12 protein-coding genes are annotated in these 17,052 nt (G+C 59.1%); 4 read left to right on the forward strand and 8 right to left on the reverse strand.

Annotated features, from left to right (window positions below):
• Positions 1 to 996, forward strand: a 996-nt coding sequence (locus VL547_RS09645) for a winged helix-turn-helix domain-containing protein (RefSeq protein ID WP_325577451.1), incomplete at its 5' end; no start/stop codon positions are given.
• 6 nt (positions 997 to 1,002) lie between these two features.
• On the opposite strand, the gene VL547_RS09650 is transcribed toward VL547_RS09645, so the two are convergent.
• From VL547_RS09650 to guaA, 4 genes are all read right to left on the reverse strand, one after another.
• Complete coding sequence (locus VL547_RS09650; protein WP_325577452.1) at positions 1,003 to 2,634, reverse strand: ATP-dependent DNA ligase; 1,632 nt, start codon at positions 2,632 to 2,634, stop codon at positions 1,003 to 1,005.
• Between the two features lie 3 nt (positions 2,635 to 2,637).
• Positions 2,638 to 3,714 (reverse strand): ligase-associated DNA damage response exonuclease, encoded by a 1,077-nt coding sequence (locus VL547_RS09655; protein ID WP_325577453.1) that lies wholly within the window; start codon positions 3,712 to 3,714, stop codon positions 2,638 to 2,640.
• 70 nt (positions 3,715 to 3,784) lie between these two features.
• Entirely contained in the window at positions 3,785 to 4,957 is a 1,173-nt protein-coding gene (locus VL547_RS09660) for an ABC transporter substrate-binding protein (RefSeq protein ID WP_325577454.1), read from the reverse strand.
• A 1-nt stretch (position 4,958) separates the two neighbouring features.
• The gene (gene guaA, locus VL547_RS09665; RefSeq protein WP_325577455.1) at positions 4,959 to 6,497 is read right to left on the reverse strand and encodes a glutamine-hydrolyzing GMP synthase; all 1,539 of its coding nucleotides are present in this window, start codon (positions 6,495 to 6,497) and stop codon (positions 4,959 to 4,961) included.
• A 62-nt stretch (positions 6,498 to 6,559) separates the two neighbouring features.
• Here guaA and VL547_RS09670 point away from each other — a divergent pair, with 62 nt between their 5' ends.
• The gene (locus VL547_RS09670) at positions 6,560 to 7,279 is read left to right on the forward strand and encodes a head GIN domain-containing protein (RefSeq protein ID WP_325577456.1); all 720 of its coding nucleotides are present in this window, start codon (positions 6,560 to 6,562) and stop codon (positions 7,277 to 7,279) included.
• Positions 7,280 to 7,290: 11 nt separating this feature from the next.
• Here VL547_RS09670 and VL547_RS09675 read toward each other — a convergent pair whose 3' ends face one another.
• Both VL547_RS09675 and rpsT read right to left on the reverse strand, forming a co-directional pair.
• Positions 7,291 to 9,015: a M14 family zinc carboxypeptidase gene (locus VL547_RS09675; RefSeq protein ID WP_325577457.1), complete on the reverse strand. Its 1,725-nt coding sequence runs from the start codon at positions 9,013 to 9,015 to the stop codon at positions 7,291 to 7,293.
• Positions 9,016 to 9,078: 63 nt separating this feature from the next.
• On the reverse strand, positions 9,079 to 9,333 hold the full coding sequence (gene rpsT, locus VL547_RS09680) for a 30S ribosomal protein S20 (protein WP_325577458.1): 255 nt from the start codon (positions 9,331 to 9,333) through the stop codon (positions 9,079 to 9,081).
• 192 nt (positions 9,334 to 9,525) lie between these two features.
• Between rpsT and VL547_RS09685 the strand changes: the two genes are divergently transcribed.
• Positions 9,526 to 12,285, forward strand: a complete 2,760-nt coding sequence (locus VL547_RS09685) for a 2-oxoglutarate dehydrogenase E1 component (RefSeq protein ID WP_325577459.1) — start codon at positions 9,526 to 9,528, stop codon at positions 12,283 to 12,285.
• A 17-nt stretch (positions 12,286 to 12,302) separates the two neighbouring features.
• On the forward strand, positions 12,303 to 13,871 hold the full coding sequence (gene odhB / locus VL547_RS09690) for a 2-oxoglutarate dehydrogenase complex dihydrolipoyllysine-residue succinyltransferase (protein ID WP_325577460.1): 1,569 nt from the start codon (positions 12,303 to 12,305) through the stop codon (positions 13,869 to 13,871).
• Between the two features lie 29 nt (positions 13,872 to 13,900).
• Here odhB and VL547_RS09695 read toward each other — a convergent pair whose 3' ends face one another.
• Both VL547_RS09695 and VL547_RS09700 read right to left on the reverse strand, forming a co-directional pair.
• The gene (locus VL547_RS09695; RefSeq protein WP_325577461.1) at positions 13,901 to 16,087 is read right to left on the reverse strand and encodes a TonB-dependent receptor family protein; all 2,187 of its coding nucleotides are present in this window, start codon (positions 16,085 to 16,087) and stop codon (positions 13,901 to 13,903) included.
• On the reverse strand, positions 16,084 to 17,052 hold a 969-nt coding region (locus tag VL547_RS09700), incomplete at its 5' end, for an HTTM domain-containing protein (RefSeq protein WP_325577462.1). The genes VL547_RS09700 and VL547_RS09695, both read right to left, overlap by 4 nt.

The following is a 17,052-nucleotide window of genomic DNA, read 5'->3' on the forward strand; positions in this document are numbered from 1 at the left end:
ATATGTGGCTCCGCAGCCTCCTGGATGATAAAAAACATTGTTCATAATAGGGGCGGCCTGCACAACCGCATTACCCGAAAGATCCGTCTTCTGCCTTTTACCGTAAAAGAGACGGCATTATACCTCGAGGCAAGGCATATCAATCTCGATCGTTATTCGGTTTTGCAGCTCTATATGGCGCTGGGCGGAATACCTCACTATCTAAAGGAAATAAAAAGGGGGGAAAGCGCGACTCAGGCCATCGACCGGCTTTGTTTTGCCAAGGATGGATTTTTATCTCAGGAATTTAAAGAATTGTTTCACTCTCTTTTCGATAACCCTCAAAAACACCTGAATATCGTCCGGGCGCTGGCCAAAATTAAAAGCGGGCTAACCAGGACCCAGATAATAGAAGAAATTAAATTGAGCTCCGGTGGAACTGTGACGGCGACATTGGATGAATTGATCGAATCGGGTTTTGTCGCCGCCTGGCCGCCGTATAATAGAAAAATCAAGGATTCTATCTACAAGTTGTCCGACGAATTCACCCATTTCTATCTCAAATTCATGGAGAACAATATGACGTCCGGCGCCGGCGCCTGGGAGAGGTTTTCTACCGGTCAGTCATGGCGTAGCTGGAGCGGGATCGCCTTTGAAAGGATATGGCTGAAACACATTCCGCAATTAAAAAAGGCATTGGGCATCGCATCGGTTTATACGGAGGTGTCGGTTTGGCGAAATGCTCCCCCGGCAGGCAAAGGTGCGCAAATCGACTTGTTGATCGACCGGCGCGACTTTGCCATCAACCTTTGTGAAATGAAATTCACCGAAAATCCTTTCACGATAGACAAGGCCTACGCATCGGACCTCGAGCATAAAAGAACCGCTTTCAAAACGGTAAGCGGCACCAACAAATCACTGTTCCTGACAATGGTGACGACCTTCGGCGTCCAATCCAATCCCTATTCCCAGCAATATATTCAGGCGTCGATAACTATGGATGCTTTGTTCGAATGAAACGGGTTAGGTATCGCCGGCCGGGCCAGATGCGGCGCTGGCGGCGCCGTATTGCCGCAGCATCGCGTGCAAATCATCTAAAGTATTGATCTCGGCTACGGGCTTGTCCTTCCTCCAGCGCAGCATCCGCGGAAAGCGCAGCGCTACCCCGCTTTTGTGGCGGTTGGAGGCGGCGATGCCTTCGAAGCCGATTTCGAAGACGAGCTCGGGAGGGACGGTGCGGACGGGGCCGAATTTTTCCTGGGCGTTGCGTTTGACCCAGGCGTCGACTTCGGCGATCTCGGCGTCGGTGAGGCCGGAGTAGGCTTTGGTGAAGGTGACGAGCTGGTCGCCGTTACGGACGGCGAAGGTGTAGTCGGTGTACAGGTTACTACGACGGCCATGGCCCTTCATAGCGTAGACCATGACGGCGTCGATGGTGAAGGGGTCGATCTTCCATTTCCACCAGTCGCCGCGTTTGCGGCCCACCTGATACGGTGAATCGAGACGCTTGAGCATGACGCCTTCGGCGTGTTGGTCACGGGAGGTTTCGCGCAAACGAGTCAGGTGGTCCCAGCTGTCGAAGGTAATCACCGGGGAAAGACGCAGCGCGGGGTCGTTGACGGATGCAACGATCGCCTCGAGTTGCGCCCGACGCCCGGTCAGGGGGCGTTCGCGGTAGTCGGCGCCGTCGTATTCGAGGAGGTCGTAGGCGACGAAGACGACGGGCGCTTCCTGGAGTTGTTTGCGGGTGACGTTTTTGCGGCCGATGCGGGTTTGGAGGCTGCTGAAGGGCAGGGGCAACCCCTGGTCGAACGACAGGATTTCGCCGTCGAGCACGGTCGAGGGCGGCAGTTTACCCAGCAATGAATCGTATTCAGGGAACTTGCCGTTGAGCAGTTCTTCACCGCGGCTCCAGACAAAGAGCTGGCCGCCCCGGTGGATGAGCTGGCCGCGGATGCCGTCCCATTTCCATTCCGCCTGCCAGTCGGCGGGCTCGCCCAGTGAAGCGGGCGGACCTTCGAGGGCATAGGCCAGGTAGAAGGGGTATGGTTTGGAAATGTCCTCCCGGGCGCTGCTTTCGTGGACGAGGGCGTCGAAGGACGTGGTGAAAGGATCCCAGTTGCCGCTGATCAGGTGGAGCAGCTTGTCGGGCTCCAGGGCCAGCGCGGCCGCCAGGGCGTTGACCATCGTCTTTTGAGAAACCCCGATGCGGAATCCGCCGGTGATGAGCTTGTTGAAAACAAAACGCTCGTCGCGGGTGAAGACGCTCCAGGCCTCCAGAACAAACGCTTTCTTTTCCTCGTCGGGCGCGTCCCGGAGGGCGTCGAGTTTTTCGATGTAGTAGAACAGCGGCTGGCTTTCCTCCGCAGGGCCCGCCGGGTCCGGAACCAGGAGCGCCAGCGTCTCCGCCAGGTCGCCGACGGTGTGGTAACATTCTTCGAAGAGCCATGGCGGCAGGTTGAGGAGCTCGATACACCACTGTGACAGCAGTCCTGACGAAATAGCCCGCCTGGGGCGGCGTCCGCTAAAGAGCGCGATGACCCATACCTTGTCCCGGTCTCCCGCGGTCTTGAAGTAGTGGGAGAGGGCGTCCAGCTTGTCGTTGGTCTTCGTGGCGGAACCGAGTCCGGTGACCAGGGAGGCGAATAGGCGCATGGGTCAGGGGTTTTCGGCGTCGTCCGCCGGGGTTTGGGGATCGGTTGGGGCGCCGGGCGCTGGGACATCCTGGGCAGCCGCGGCCGCGCCCTCGTCCTCGTCGCCGAAGGCCGTATGTATCTCCGCCGCCTGGAGCCCCTCCCGCTCTACGAGATACCGGCTGAACGCCGATTGAAACCCGTGCGTGGCGAGCACCCGCTCCGCCCCCGTGGCACGGACGGCCGAGAGCAACCCGTCCCAGTCGGCGTGATCGCTGAGCGCGAAGCCGGCGTCGGCGTTGCGCCGGCGGACGTTGCCACGGACCTGCATCCATCCGCTGCAGACGCCCAGGGAATAGGGGATGAACTTACGGAGCCAGGGGGAGTCGTCGGCGGAGGGCGGGGCGATGACGATCTGGCCTTTGTAGCGTTCCTTTGGCGTCTCGGGGGTAATCCATTCGGTAACCGGGAAGTCCCAGCCGCCGGCGCGCAGCGTTACCTGGACATTCCAGATAGCGCCATGGACAAAGAGGGGAATCCCCAGACCGCCCAGCTGCCGGATCAGACGCTGGGCTTTGCCGAGGCTATAGGCAAAAAGGACGCTGGTGAGACCCTCAGCCTGGTTTTCTCGTATCCAGGCCTCTATGGAAGCAAATATGGCGGCCTGCGGCCGCCAGCGATAGAGCGGCAAACCAAAGGTGGACTCCGTAATGAACGTGTGACAGCGCACAGGCTCGAAGGCCCCGGATATCCCATCGTCCTCCAGTTTGTAGTCCCCGCTCACGACCCATACCTCGTCCTGATAGGAAACCCGCACCTGCGAGGACCCGATGATGTGACCCGCTGGATATAACGACACCGACACCCCGTTGATGGAGACCGATTCGCCCCAGGGCAATGCCTGTACGGCGATGTCGGCACCGAGGCGTAGCCGCAGCAAATTGACCGAATCGGTATGACAGAGATACCGTTGGCTTCCCGGCCGGGCGTGGTCGCTGTGGGCGTGTGTGATGACGGCGCGGGACACGGGTTTCCAGGGATCGATGTAGAAGTCGCCCCGGCTGCAGTAGAGCCCATTGTCGGTATGCTCGATGAGCGGCATAACCGGAAGGTACGCAATAATCCGGCCATGGGAGTCCGCGCCGCCGCTCCAGGGCGCCAGGCCGCGATAGCTATTGAAGCTTCGCGACTACCCCATTCTGCCGCCGCAGAATATAAATATGCTTGTTCTCGTAATAGTCCGGAACGGACGAATTCAACTGGAGGAACACCGGTTTGATATCCATGGGCGTATATGTCTGGAAGTTCACCTCGCCTGCGTGGGCGAACATCGTGGCGCCGTAGCGAAGCAACAGGTTGGTGAAGAGGAAGGCACTCTCGTAGCCCCGGAACGCCATGTCCCCGGGCTTGGTGTGCGCGAGGCCGATAAAGCGCTGGGTAAAGGCGTATTGGTTCCCGACGCTGTCCAGGTCCGGGTTGAGGAAAGCGGTGCTGTACAGGTAGGGCATCTGACGGAGCTCGGGGTTGTCCAGCAGGCGGTTGCTTTCCCAGGAGGGCATGCCGATCAGGGTCATGGGATACGTCGACGCCAAACCAGAACAGGTGCGCACCAGGCTCGCGCCAAAGGCATCGTCGAGGCTGCCACAGACGATAACGGCGTAGCGGTTGCTGTCCAGGTAGGGCAACAACGCGGATGGAGAAACCGTATCGACGCTGACGGTCTGGATCGGCAGGACGGGCGTGCCGCCGCCATCGTTAAGTTTTTTGAAATACCCTTCCAGCCGGTCTTCCATCGGCCCGGAGCGCCGGACATAGAGGATCTGGTGGGTAGGGTGGTTCATCCGGATGAAATGATAGATGCCCTCACAATGCGTGGCGATCGTGGGGTTGAGCAGACAGGTATAGGCATTGGCGCTGATGCCGCCGTCGTTGGGCCAGGTGGCGGAAACGAAGGGGATGCCGCGCATCTGCGCAAAGGCGGCCAGCGTCGCATAGTCGCCCCCGGTAACGCTGGCGACGATCAGTTGTATGGAGTCCAGCTGGTGGTTGGCAATCAGCTCCGTTATGGTCTGGCCCGCGGAACGGATGTCGTAGATGACGCACTGTATCTGGTTGCCCTGGGTTTGGAGCGTGTCCAGGGCCAGGCGGGCGCCTTCCGCGAACTCCAGCCCGTTGAATGAATATCGGGGGTATTGTTTGCCGAGCTTGTAGGCGCCGCCTGCGTCAAAGGTCGAGTCCAGGTACAGGGGGGCGAGTACGGCTACGGCGTATGTTTTGTTGTTTTGCGCCGCGGCCGGCCGGAAAACGGCGACGGCCAGCAGCAAGGCTATGATCCAACGATGCATATTATTCCCATTCAATGGTGGCGGGAGGCTTGGAGCTTATATCGTACACGACACGGTTGATACCCCGTACCTCGTTGATGATCTCGCTGGACACCTTGGCCAGGAACTCGTACGGGAGATGTGCCCAGTCGGCGGTCATGCCGTCCACCGAGGTCACCGCCCGGAGCGCGACCGTGAATTCGTAGGTGCGTTCGTCACCCATGACGCCCACGCTCTTGACGGGGAGGAGGATGGTCCCGGCCTGCCATACGCTGTCGTACAAACCGCTTTCCCTCAACGCCCGCGTATAGACCGCGTCTGCTTCCTGCAATAACCGTACCTTGTCTTCGGTCACTTCCCCGAGGATGCGGATGGCGAGCCCGGGACCGGGGAAAGGATGACGGTAGAGGAGGTCGTGGGGTATGCCCAGCTCCAGACCGACCTTCCGGACCTCATCCTTGAACAGGAACCGGAGCGGCTCCACCAGCTCCATGTGCATCCGCTCGGGAAGACCGCCCACGTTGTGGTGGGACTTGATCGTTTGCGAAGGGCCATGGACGGACACCGATTCGATGACGTCGGGATAAATGGTCCCCTGGCCGAGGAGGCCGATGCCGTCTATGTGTTTGGCTTCTTCCTCGAAAACCTGGATGAACAACCCTCCGATGATCTTCCGTTTTTCTTCAGGGCTGACCTTTCCCGCCAGGCGGGTGTAGAACAGGTTTTTGGCGTCCACGCCCTTCACGTTCAGCCCCAAGGTATTATACGTATCCAGAACCTGTTGGAATTCGTTTTTCCGCAGGACCCCGTTGTCCACGAATATGCCAAACAGGCGGTCCCCGATGGCTTTGTGGATGAGGGTAGCCGCAACCGTCGAGTCCACGCCGCCGCTCAGCGCCATAATTACCTTGCGGTCTCCGATCTGCGCCGACAGCCGCTCCACCGTTTCGTGTACGAAGGACGCCGGCGTCCAATCGCCGTGGCAGCCGCAAATATTGAACAGGAAGTTCTTGAGGATCTTTTTACCCTCCACAGAATGGTACACTTCCGGGTGGAACTGGATGCCGTACAGTGGATGCGACGACTGTAAGGCCTTAAAAGCCGCCACCGGTATCGAATCCGTGGTAGCCAGCACCTCGAAGCCGGCGGGCAGCTCGAGGATGGTGTCACCGTGGCTCATCCACACCTGGGAGGAGGCGGAAATGCCTTTTAGCAGCGGATCATCCGGGTGCGCGGTATTGGAAAGGACGGCGCGGCCATATTCCCGCTTATCGGACTTGGCTACGGTGCCGCCATATCGTTTGGCGGTCAGCTGAGCCCCATAACAGACACCCAGCAGAGGTAGCGATGACACGATGCCCGCCACGTCCAGGTCCGGGCTCCCAGCGTCGTTGACCGAAAAGGGGCTCCCGGACAAGATCACCCCTTTGATGGTCGGGTCCGGCGCAACGCCTTTGCTGAAGGGCAGGATTTCACAGTAAACGTTGCATTCTCGGACGGCCCGGGCGATGAGCTGGGTATACTGGGAGCCGAAGTCGAGGATCAGGATTTTTTCGGTCATGGTGGTGCAAAAGTATGAAGAATCGCCGTTTTTTTCGATCTTTAGCGACCAACGCACTTCTTATGAAACCTTCGTTCGCATTGCTGCTGCTCCTGATTCCCTTTGCCGGTTGCCGTTTCGGACCCTTCCACGTGGTCAAGGGCAATGGAGACGTCCAAAAACAGGAGCGCTCCGTTTCCAACTTCCAGTCCGTCGAAGCCAATGGCTCATTTAACGTTTACCTGACCCAGGGAAGCGACTACCACCTGGAATTGGAGGGCGAAAGCAACCTCCTCCCCTATATCACCACCCGCGTCGAAGGCGGCAAGCTGTATATCAGGACCGAGCACGAGATCGACCTCACCACCAACCAGGACCTGAACATATACGTCACCATGCCCAAGGTCGTAAAGGTCACGCTGAACGGCGCCGGGAATATCGAAAGCAAGACCCCGCTGACCTCTACCGATCCGATGGCCTTCAGCCTGAACGGCTCCGGGAATGTCAAGGTCGAGGTCGACGCGCCCTCCGTAGAAGCCAGTATCGCCGGCGCGGGCGCCTACTACCTATCCGGCCAGACGCGCAGCGTCAAGGTCGACATTGCCGGCTCCGGCGATTTCCACGGGGATAACCTGAAATCCGAGCAGGGCAACGTCTCCATCATGGGGTCGGGCAACGCCTACATCTTCTCCAGCGTGTCCCTCGACGTCACCATCGGAGGCTCCGGCGATGTCTATTACTACGGCGATCCCGCGGTGTCGAGCCACGTGTTCGGCTCGGGTTCGCTCCACAAGAAGAGCTAAGACCGCACCGGCTATTGCACGATCCGGTATACCGGATAGCGCAGGTGCGCCGGCTCATACCAGGGCGAGTGTTTATAGACAAAGTCCAGCTGCGCGGCCCCGTTAGACGCAAAGGACGGGTCGGAGGCGCGTTTTTTCTCGAGCGCCTCACGGACCTCGGGGTGCGCGGCTAAATAAGCCCCGGCGACGTCTTCGAGGCGATAGGCGCTGTAACCTTCCTTTTGTTGGAGGATCGCGTCAAAGAAATTCCAGGAAAAATACGAGTCATCCCCGGTCGGTTCGAGCATTTCGACGGCGAAGCGGTCGGTCCAATGCCCCATGGGGACAAGGACATCGCCCTTGCGGAAGTGCAGGGTCTGGGTCGTGGGCGTAACCTTGACGTCCCCGTTATGGTGGTGGCCTTCGAAGACCCGGGTGGCGGCTTTATAGTCGTCGATGTGATAGGCCTCGACGGCGATGGTCGTGTCGCGGGTCAGACGCCGGAGGGGCACGCCATTGAGGGCCAGCAGGCCGGTGACCTTATGCCAGCCCTGGGGAATGATATAAGCCTTGGGTTTGGTGACGGAATCGGTCCCGGTGAAGTAGCAAAAAAAGGGGATGTTCCGCTCGTAGGGACGGCTGTGGTCGTAATAAAGCCGTGGGAGGCCGCTGACGTCGCTGGGTTTGCGATCGGCGGTGTACCCTTTGAAATCGACCGTGTCGGCCCGGCTGCGGTCCACTTTCCAGGCCAGGGCAAAACGCTGTTGCGCGGCCACGGCCCGGCGGTCGGCGTCGCGGGCTGCTACGATCGCCGCCCCATGCCGGCCGGCCTGACCGATCATGACCGTCATCAGCCGGTAGTCCGACCGGACGCGGTCCGCGTATGGTTTTAGCATATGCGATTCGGGCATGAAGGCGATGGTCTGGAACAGGGCCGCGTATCCGCTGGAGTAGCGGGGCGAATCGTAAAACCCGTCCCATCCTTTGTCGGGGTTGGCGTCCTCGAAATCGACATAAGGCACGATCTGATCGCCTTGCGCCTTCATATCGCCAAAGACCGCGGGGATGTATATATCGTGGAGAAAACGGCCGGCCTCACCTCCGAGCTTGTCGTGGATCGTCGCCAGCAGCGTCATGGTGTGCTGGTAGTCGGCCCCGTCGCTGACGTGGTTGTCGATCATCAGGTGGGGGTCGACGTAATGGAAAAGCTGCGCAAAACTGACGGCGTTCCGGCTGTCGCACTTGGTAAAGTCCCTGTTGAGGTCCAGGTTTTGGGCGTTGCCCCGGAAGCCGTATGCCAGCGGCCCGTTCTGGTTGACCCGGGACCAGGCCGTCCGGTTGAGGCTCCCGCCAATATTGTAGATAGCGACGACCGCGAGCCCCACGTTATCGGGTATCCTCGTTTTCCCCGTCGCCACGTCCCTGAGGAACATCATCGAGGCGTCTATCCCGTCGGGTTCCCCGGGGTGGATGCCATTATTGACCAGGACTACGACCTTTCCGGCCTTGTGCCACGCTGCCGGGTCGCTGGTCCCGTCATTGCTATAGAGCAGCAGGTGCAGGGGATACCCCGCATCCGTCAACCCCATGGTCTTCATTTTCAATTTGTTGGGATAACGGGCCTCCAGCGCTTTGTAGTAGGCGATGCAACTGTCGTAGGTCGCGGTGGCCAGGCCACCGGACTTTTCGAAGTTCGTGATTTGAGCGCGGGGGGCCAGGGGGATTGCGCAAAGGGCTAAAGCAAGCAGACGTCTCATAAAAACAAAAGTCTCGAAATTTTCGAGACTTGAGCAAATAGATATACAGGAGCGGTGCAGCCGTTACGCGATCTTGTTGATGCGAACCGTCAGCTTGCTTTTCAGGTTGGAGGCTTTGTTCTTGTGGATGATGCCGTTTTTCGCCATCTTGTCGATCATGGCAATTACTTCCGGCAGCTTCCCCTGGGCGGCAGCCTTGTCCGTTAAAGCCTTGAGGTCACGGATGGCGTTACGGGAGGTTTTACCCTGGTAACGGTTCCGCTCCCTGCGCTTGGCGGCCTGACGTACATCTTTCTTTGTTGCCTGGTGATTAGCCATGATTCACTTTAAATTTAGGAGGGCAAAGGTATGTCTTTTGTTTCAAAGAACAAATCCAAACCTCAGAAAAATTGAGCAAAACTACCGTTAGGGTCGGGGGTTATGACACTTTTTTGACCGATATTTGCAGGGCCTTTTGGCCAATAACTTATGTGAAGTCGTTGCCAGGCAACGATATAAGCCATTTCTCTCATGCAAGACTTTTCGTACATCACCCAGTCGCACCCAGCCTATGTGGAAGGGCTCTATCAGCAGTACGCTAAAGATCCCCAGAGTGTCGATCCCGAATTTCGCAAGTTTTTTGAAGGATTTGATTTTGCCATATCCTCCGGGGCCCCGGCGTCTTTGGGCGCCAACGGGTCGGCAGCGACCGCCGCTGGCGGCGTCAACGGCAAGACCCCCGGTAACCTCGACAAGGAGTTCGCCGTCTACCAGTTGATCCAGGCGTACCGCAAAAAGGGCCACCTCGTTGCCAAAACGAACCCCATTCGGGAGCGCAAGGATCGCCATGCGAACCTGGACATCAAATACTTCGGTCTTACCGACGCCGACCTGGCTACCGAGTTCGAGGCGGGCAGGTTCGTCAACCTGGGGCGAACCAGCCTCCAGAAAATCCTGGCGTTCCTCCAGAAAGTCTATACGAGCTCGATCGGGGTCGAATTCCTCTATATCAACGACCCTGAACAGCTGGATTGGATGACCAGGGCCGTGGAATCCGAGCTGCAGCAGCCGATTTCCCTGGACCAGAAGCGCCGGATCCTGGAGCGCCTCAACGACGGGGTTATCTTCGAGAAGTTCCTCCATACCAAATACATCGGTCAGAAACGCTTTGGCCTGGAAGGGGGCGAAAGCACCATTCCCGCCATGGACGCCATCATCCATACCGCCTCGGAGAACGGGGTGGAGGAGGTAGTGATCGGGATGGCCCACCGGGGTCGCCTGAACATCCTGGCCAACGTCATGGGTAAGACCTATGAGCAGATATTCAGCGAGTTCGAGGGGCTGATACCCACGGATACGACCATGGGCAGCGGGGACGTGAAGTACCACCTGGGTTTTCGGGGGGAATACGTCAACGGGGACAAAAAGGTGAACCTCCAGCTGTGCCCGAACCCTTCCCACCTGGAGGTCGTCGACCCCGTCGTCGCCGGTTTTGCCCGGTCCAAGGCGGACGTCCTGTACGACAGCGACTTCGACAAGATCCTGCCGATCCTGATCCACGGGGACGCCGCGGTGGCAGGGCAAGGGGTGATCTATGAGCTCCTCCAGATGTGGGACCTGCGGGGCTACTATGTGGGTGGCACCCTCCACTTCGTCATCAATAACCAGATCGGCTTTACGACCGACTTCGACGACGCCCGGAGCGCCGACTATTGTACCTCCATCGCTTCGATGATCCAGGCCCCGGTCTTCCACGTCAACGGGGACGATGCGGAAGCGGTGGTGAGGGTGGCGCAGCTGGCCGCCCGTTTTCGTCAGCAATTCAACAAGGACATTTTTATAGACATGGTGTGCTACCGCCGCCATGGTCACAACGAGGGGGACGAGCCCAAGTTTACGCAACCGCAGCTCTACGCCCTGATCGACAAACACCCGGACCCGCGGGAAATGTACACGCAGTACCTGCTCAACAACGGGGAGGCCGACGCCAAGGACCTGGCCAAGGAAATGGAAAAGTCCTTCTGGGCCGACCTACAACAACGCCTGGATGAGGTCAAACAGCGTCCCAAGGGGTATACTTACCAGAAGCCGGAGCTGGAATGGCAGGCCCTGCGCAAAGCGCAGGCCGCCGATTTCGAGCAATCGCCCGATACGGGTATCGCAGAGGAGCAGTTCAAGGCGCTCTTTAAGGCGATCATGCAGTGGCCGGTCGAGTTCCACCCGTTAAAGAAGGTCGAAAAACTCCTCACGGACAAGGTCAGGCTGTTTGACACGGAGGGCAAGGTGGACTGGGCCACGGGCGAACTGATGGCCTACAGCAGCCTGCTGGTCGAGGGCAAGGACGTCCGCCTGAGCGGTGAGGACGTCAAGCGGGGCACCTTCTCCCACCGTCACGCCGTCATCTACGACGAAAATACCAACGCCGAATACAACCGCCTCAGCCACCTGAGCCAGGAGCAGGGCGCTTTTCGCATCTACAACTCGCTGCTGAGCGAGTTCGCGGTACTGGGTTTTGAATTCGGTTATGGGATGGGCAGCCCCAACGCCCTGGTGTTGTGGGAAGCCCAATACGGGGACTTTGTCAACGGCGCGCAAACGGTCATCGACCAATACATCAGCAGCGCGGAGCAGAAGTGGGCCACCATGAACGGCCTGGTGATGTTGCTGCCGCACGGATACGAGGGCGGTGGACCGGACCACTCGAGCGCCCGGATGGAACGTTTCCTGCAGGGTTGCGCCGAGTTCAATATGATCGTGACCAACATCACGACGTCGGCCAACTTCTTCCACGCCCTGCGTCGCCAGCTTGCCTGGCCGTTCCGTAAACCGATGGTCAACTTCGCGCCAAAGGCCAACCTCCGCCATGCCGGTTCCTACTCCACCATGGACGAGTTCCTGAAGGGCGGTTTCCGGGAGGTGATGGACGACAGCTATGTGACGAAGAAAGAAGTGAAAAAAGTATTGCTGTGCACCGGGAAGATCTATTTCGAGCTCCTCGAACGCCAGCAGAAGGACAAGCGCAGGGACGTGGCCATCGTCCGTCTCGAGCAGCTGTACCCGCTTCCGTACCGGCAACTGGAAGCGCTCTATAAGCAGTACGCGAAAGCCACCTGGTTCTGGGTCCAGGAGGAGCCGCTCAACATGGGCGCCGCCTCCTTCCTGCAGATGAACCTGAAGGCGATACCGTTCGGCGTCATCAGCCGCCAGGCCAGCGCGTCGACGGCTACAGGGTATGGGAAGGTGCACGCCAAGGAACAGGCGGAGATCATCGATACCGCATTCAGCATTTAATCCTATAATGACCGAATATGACCGATATTAAAGTCCCGACAGTAGGGGAGTCAATCAGCGAGGTTACTTTGACGAAATGGGTGAAACAGACAGGCGCATATGTGGAGAGGGATGAAGTGATTGCCGAGCTGGAAAGCGAGAAGGCGACCTTCGAGCTCAACGCCGTGGAGGCAGGTGTCCTGACCACGAGGGTTGCCGAAGGGGATACCGTCAAGGTCGGGGCCGTAGTGGCGTCGATCGATGAGAAGGCGGCCGCGCCCGCCGCTGCTCCCGCGCCTGCGCCTGCCGCGGTTCCTGAGGTAGCTGCTGCCGCCGCTCCTGCCGCTCCTGTGGCCGCCCCCGCGGCCGTTGCCGCCGGTAAGGGCGTCCTCGACATGAAGGTTCCTACGGTCGGCGAATCCATCAGCGAAGTCACGCTGGTCCGCTGGGTAGCGGCCGAAGGCGCGCTGGTCCGCCGGGACGAGGTCATATGCGAGCTCGAAAGCGAAAAGGCCACCTTCGAGCTGAACGCCGAAGAGAACGGTAAGCTGACCCGGGTCGCCAAGGAAGGAGACGTATTGAAGATAGGCGAGGTCGTCGCCAAAATAGATACCGATGTGGCGGTGCCCGAAACGGGGACGTCACCCGCGGTGGCGGCGCAGGCGAAGGCGCCCTCGGTCATACCGGCGCCAGCCGCGAGCGCTGCGCCCGCCTCGAAGTCCGACGCCAAGGCCACCCCCGTCGCCGCGGCGATCATGGCCGACAAGAAGGTCAACGCGGGCGATGTCACGCCCACCGGCTTCCAGGGCCGCATCACCAAGAACGACGTCCTCGAAGCCCTCGCGCACCCCGGCAAGAGACCCGGAGCCGTCCCCAATACCCGGGATGAGCGCAAGGAAAAGATGAGCAACCTGCGCAAAACCATCTCGCGCCGCCTGGTGGAAGCCAAGAACACCACCGCCATGCTCACAACCTTTAACGAGGTGGACATGACCCGGATCAACGAGGTCCGCGGCAAGTTCAAGGACAAGTTCAAGGAAAAGCACGGGGTGGGTCTGGGCTTGATGAGCTTCTTCACCAAGGCTTGCTGTTTTGCCCTGCAGGAATGGCCCGCGGTCAACGCCTATATCGACGGGGACTCGATCGTATACCACGACTATTGCGACATATCCATCGCCGTCAGCACCCCCAAGGGGTTGGTGGTGCCCGTCATCCGCAACGCGGAAAGCCTGGGCATGGCCGAGATCGAATCAAAGGTCGTCGAGCTGGCGACCAAGGCCAGGGACGGTAAGCTGAGCATGGAGGAAATGACCGGGGGTACCTTTACGATCACCAATGGGGGCGTCTTTGGTTCGCTGATGTCGACCCCCATCATCAACCCGCCGCAATCCGCCATACTCGGCATGCACAAGATCCAGGACCGACCCATGGTGTTGAACGGTCAGGTCGTCGTGCGCCCGATGATGTACATCGCGCTGAGCTACGACCACCGTGTCATCGACGGTCGGGAGTCGGTCAGCTTCCTGGTGCGCGTCAAGGAATTCCTGGAGAACCCCGAGCTATTGCTGATCGGGAAGGACCCGGTTAAAACGTTGCTGGAGATATAAGCTGGCGCTGACCAGAAGCGGGCTCGATTTTAAATTTTTACCTGCACGGTCAGGTAAAAGCTTCGCCCGTCCGCCGGTATGATCCCGGGGCCAGGGTAGCTATCCGCCCGGCGGGTATAATACATGTGATTGGTCAGGTTATTGACCGTGGCGGACAGAAGGATCATTTTGCTCAGCTTGTAGTCGGCTGAAAAATCCACGACATGGTAGGAGGGGACGAGGCCATTGATGCCATTGTTGCTGGGCTGCGTGGCGTCGGTGGCGTCCCCGAACTGGCGCGCCGTGTAGGCGTATTGCAGCACGGCCGACAGGCGGCGCCGCTGCCAGGTCAGACCCGATCGGACAATCACCGGGGGGACGAACTCGACCTTTTTGTTCTCATACGCCGTGACGACGCTGTGGACATACCGGGCGTCGATGTAGGAACCATTCAGGAACAGCGACAGCCTGGTGGGCGTCGATTCTCCAAAGGCCAGTTTCCAAAGGTCTAATTCGACAAAGGACTCCACACCCAGGTTACGGGAGTGCGCGATGTTGGTGGTATACTGATAGGTGATCGAAGACGTATCGGTCAGCCACACCGTACCTATCCGGTCATTATAGTTGATCATAAAGAGACTGACGTCATAGTTGAGGAGCTGGCGCAGGTGACCCCGCACCCCCAGGTCGGCAGAGAAGCCCTTCTCATCCTTGAGGTTGGGGTCCACGCGGAAATTGGGGTTCACGATGCTCATGTCGTTGAAGTTGATCGCCTTGTAGTTCTGCGAAATATTGGCGTAGAGCTGCATCGAGGCGTTCTGGTCATAGCTCAGACCGAGACCGCCGATCAGGAAGGACCGTTTGCTGAGGCGGTGCTCGGTGACCAGCTGGTTGGAGATCACCGTACCCGTATAGATACTGGAGAGGTCCTGCTGCGGGTTGTTGTAAAAACCGTCCGCCCGGGTGTGGATGTTTTCGTACCGCAGCCCGGGGATCAGGCTCAGTTTGGATGTCAGGCGAAAGATATTTTCGGCGAAGACAGCCACGTTGTGGTTGGGGAACTTGTATTGCGAATAGCTCAGCGAATCATACTCGGTCGATTTGTCAAAGGAGAAGTCGGTTGTCGCGCCGCCCGGACCGGCGTTGCCCAGGCCGATCTCCCGGTCCGTATAGCCATGATAGTAACGGACGCCGCCAAGCAATACACCCTTATGATAGGTATATACCAGCCGGCTTTCATTCCCCCAGTTGGCATAGTTGTCGGTGCGGTAGTTCCGCGGGCCGCCGGGGTCGTTCACGGTATTGATGGCGCCCAGGGCGGAGCGCTCCGCCAGCAAGCCAAAGAAACGGGAATCGAGCTGCAGGCGCTGGCTGATGTCGTAGTCGAGCAGCACCGCGCCCAGGTTCCAATTGACGCGGAACCAGTTCCGCGCCTTGGTGGACATCCGTGGATCGGTGGCGAACATCGCGTCGTTCAGACCGCCTGGCTGGTGCTCGAGGTAGTCGAGGTGGGTGTATTGACCCGTGATCGAAAGGTTCCGTGCAGGCTTCCAGGTCAGCGCGCCGTAACCCATGTTGACGTTGAAGTGCGAATTGTCTCTCCAGCCGTCCCCGGATTTGTGTTGGTAAAAGGCATAGTAGTTCAGGCTACCCACCGTCCCGCCCAGGCTGGTGGAGGTATTCAGGAAACCCCAAGACCCCCCGGTCAGCCGGGTGACCAGCTGGGCCGTGCTGCTGTCGGCGCCCCGGTTCATACGGAAGTTGATGATCCCGCCGAACTGGGTTCCATATTGGAGCGAAGCAGCCCCCCGCACGATCTCGATCTTTTCCAGGACCTCGGCCGGCGGGGTATAATAGCTTTCGGGATAGCCCAGGGCGTCGGCGCTGATGTCGTAACCGTTCTGGCGGGTGTTGAAATTGCTGACGCGGTTGGGGTCCAGTCCGCGACCGCCGATGGCCAGATGGGTGCCCGCACCCCCGTCGTTCTCGTATATATTCAACCCCGCAACCTTGGCGTATAGCTGCCGGGCATTGTTGGTAGCCGTATTGGCCGTAAGGTCCTTGAGGACGACGACCTCGCTCTTTTTGCCCGCGTAGATACCGGCGTTATCCACGTCCTTCAGCCGGGTAATGCCAAAACCCCGACCGGCCTTTACCTGTACGGAGTCCAGTTGAACGACCTTTTGGGCGCCGGCCCACAGGGGTGTCAGGAGCAGAAACAGGATATTCGATTTCATGGTGCTGGCAGTATCCATTTTTTGGGTAAGAAGCTTTCCCGCTCCGCGGCCAGGTCGACCGTGCTGTCGATATACAGCCGGCTGCCGCTACCGTTGAGCGTTACATAACTTTCAACCGTTACGATGGGGTCGTGTATACTTTTTCGGGCATACACGTCGTGCAGGTGGTGCGCGTATTGCAGGATCATGTCGGGCTGGGTAACCATCATCCGTTCCTGTAGCGGGGTGAGGAAGTCGCCGTTGAGGACCTCCCAGCGGCGGCCGGTTTGCGCGTCTTTTATATAAAAGAACGCCGTCCCCCCTTTTTCCATGAGCATGACGCGCCAGGAAAAACGGTACCCTTCTTCGGTCCAGAAGAGCTTGCCGGGGTAGAGGAGGTAGCGGAAGGGGAGGATGAGCTGGAAAATAACAAAGACCGCCATGACCGGGTATATGGCTTTGGCCGGTTGGAACGTCCGGGACTCCTCCTGCGGCACCTGGGGTTCAAAAAACACCAGCGTCGCCGCGATCATGATGTAGGGGAACATCCCGATCTTAAACAGCCACCCCGTAACGACGTGGAAGATCACGACGAACACGTAGGCCACCACCCGCGTCCGCCGGTTCCATAGGAAGAACCCGATGGTGATGTCGAACGCCGCACCGAACCAGCTGAAAGCGTAAGCGACCCAGGGCTGGACGAGCAGGCGGCCGGCCACGGGGACGTCCCCGTCCGCGGATAGCCAGACCTTTAACGGCATGGCCCCAGCCATCCAGTCGTGGTTGAGCTTGCTGATACCCGCGCAAAAGTATACCCAGCACAGGAAGGCCTTGAACATGCCCGTCATCCAGGCGGGCACGTGCGTCCGTTTCAACGAAGGCTTCCGAAGCACGTCCAGCGATGCGTACCGGTGGGCGGGCGTCAGCGTCAGCAGGAAGGTCAGGACGCTGACGAAGTAATAGTGGTTCAGGTAGTAGGTCTTGTC

This window comes from Dinghuibacter sp. (genome assembly GCF_035492835.1).
Classification (GTDB): domain Bacteria; phylum Bacteroidota; class Bacteroidia; order Chitinophagales; family Chitinophagaceae; genus Dinghuibacter.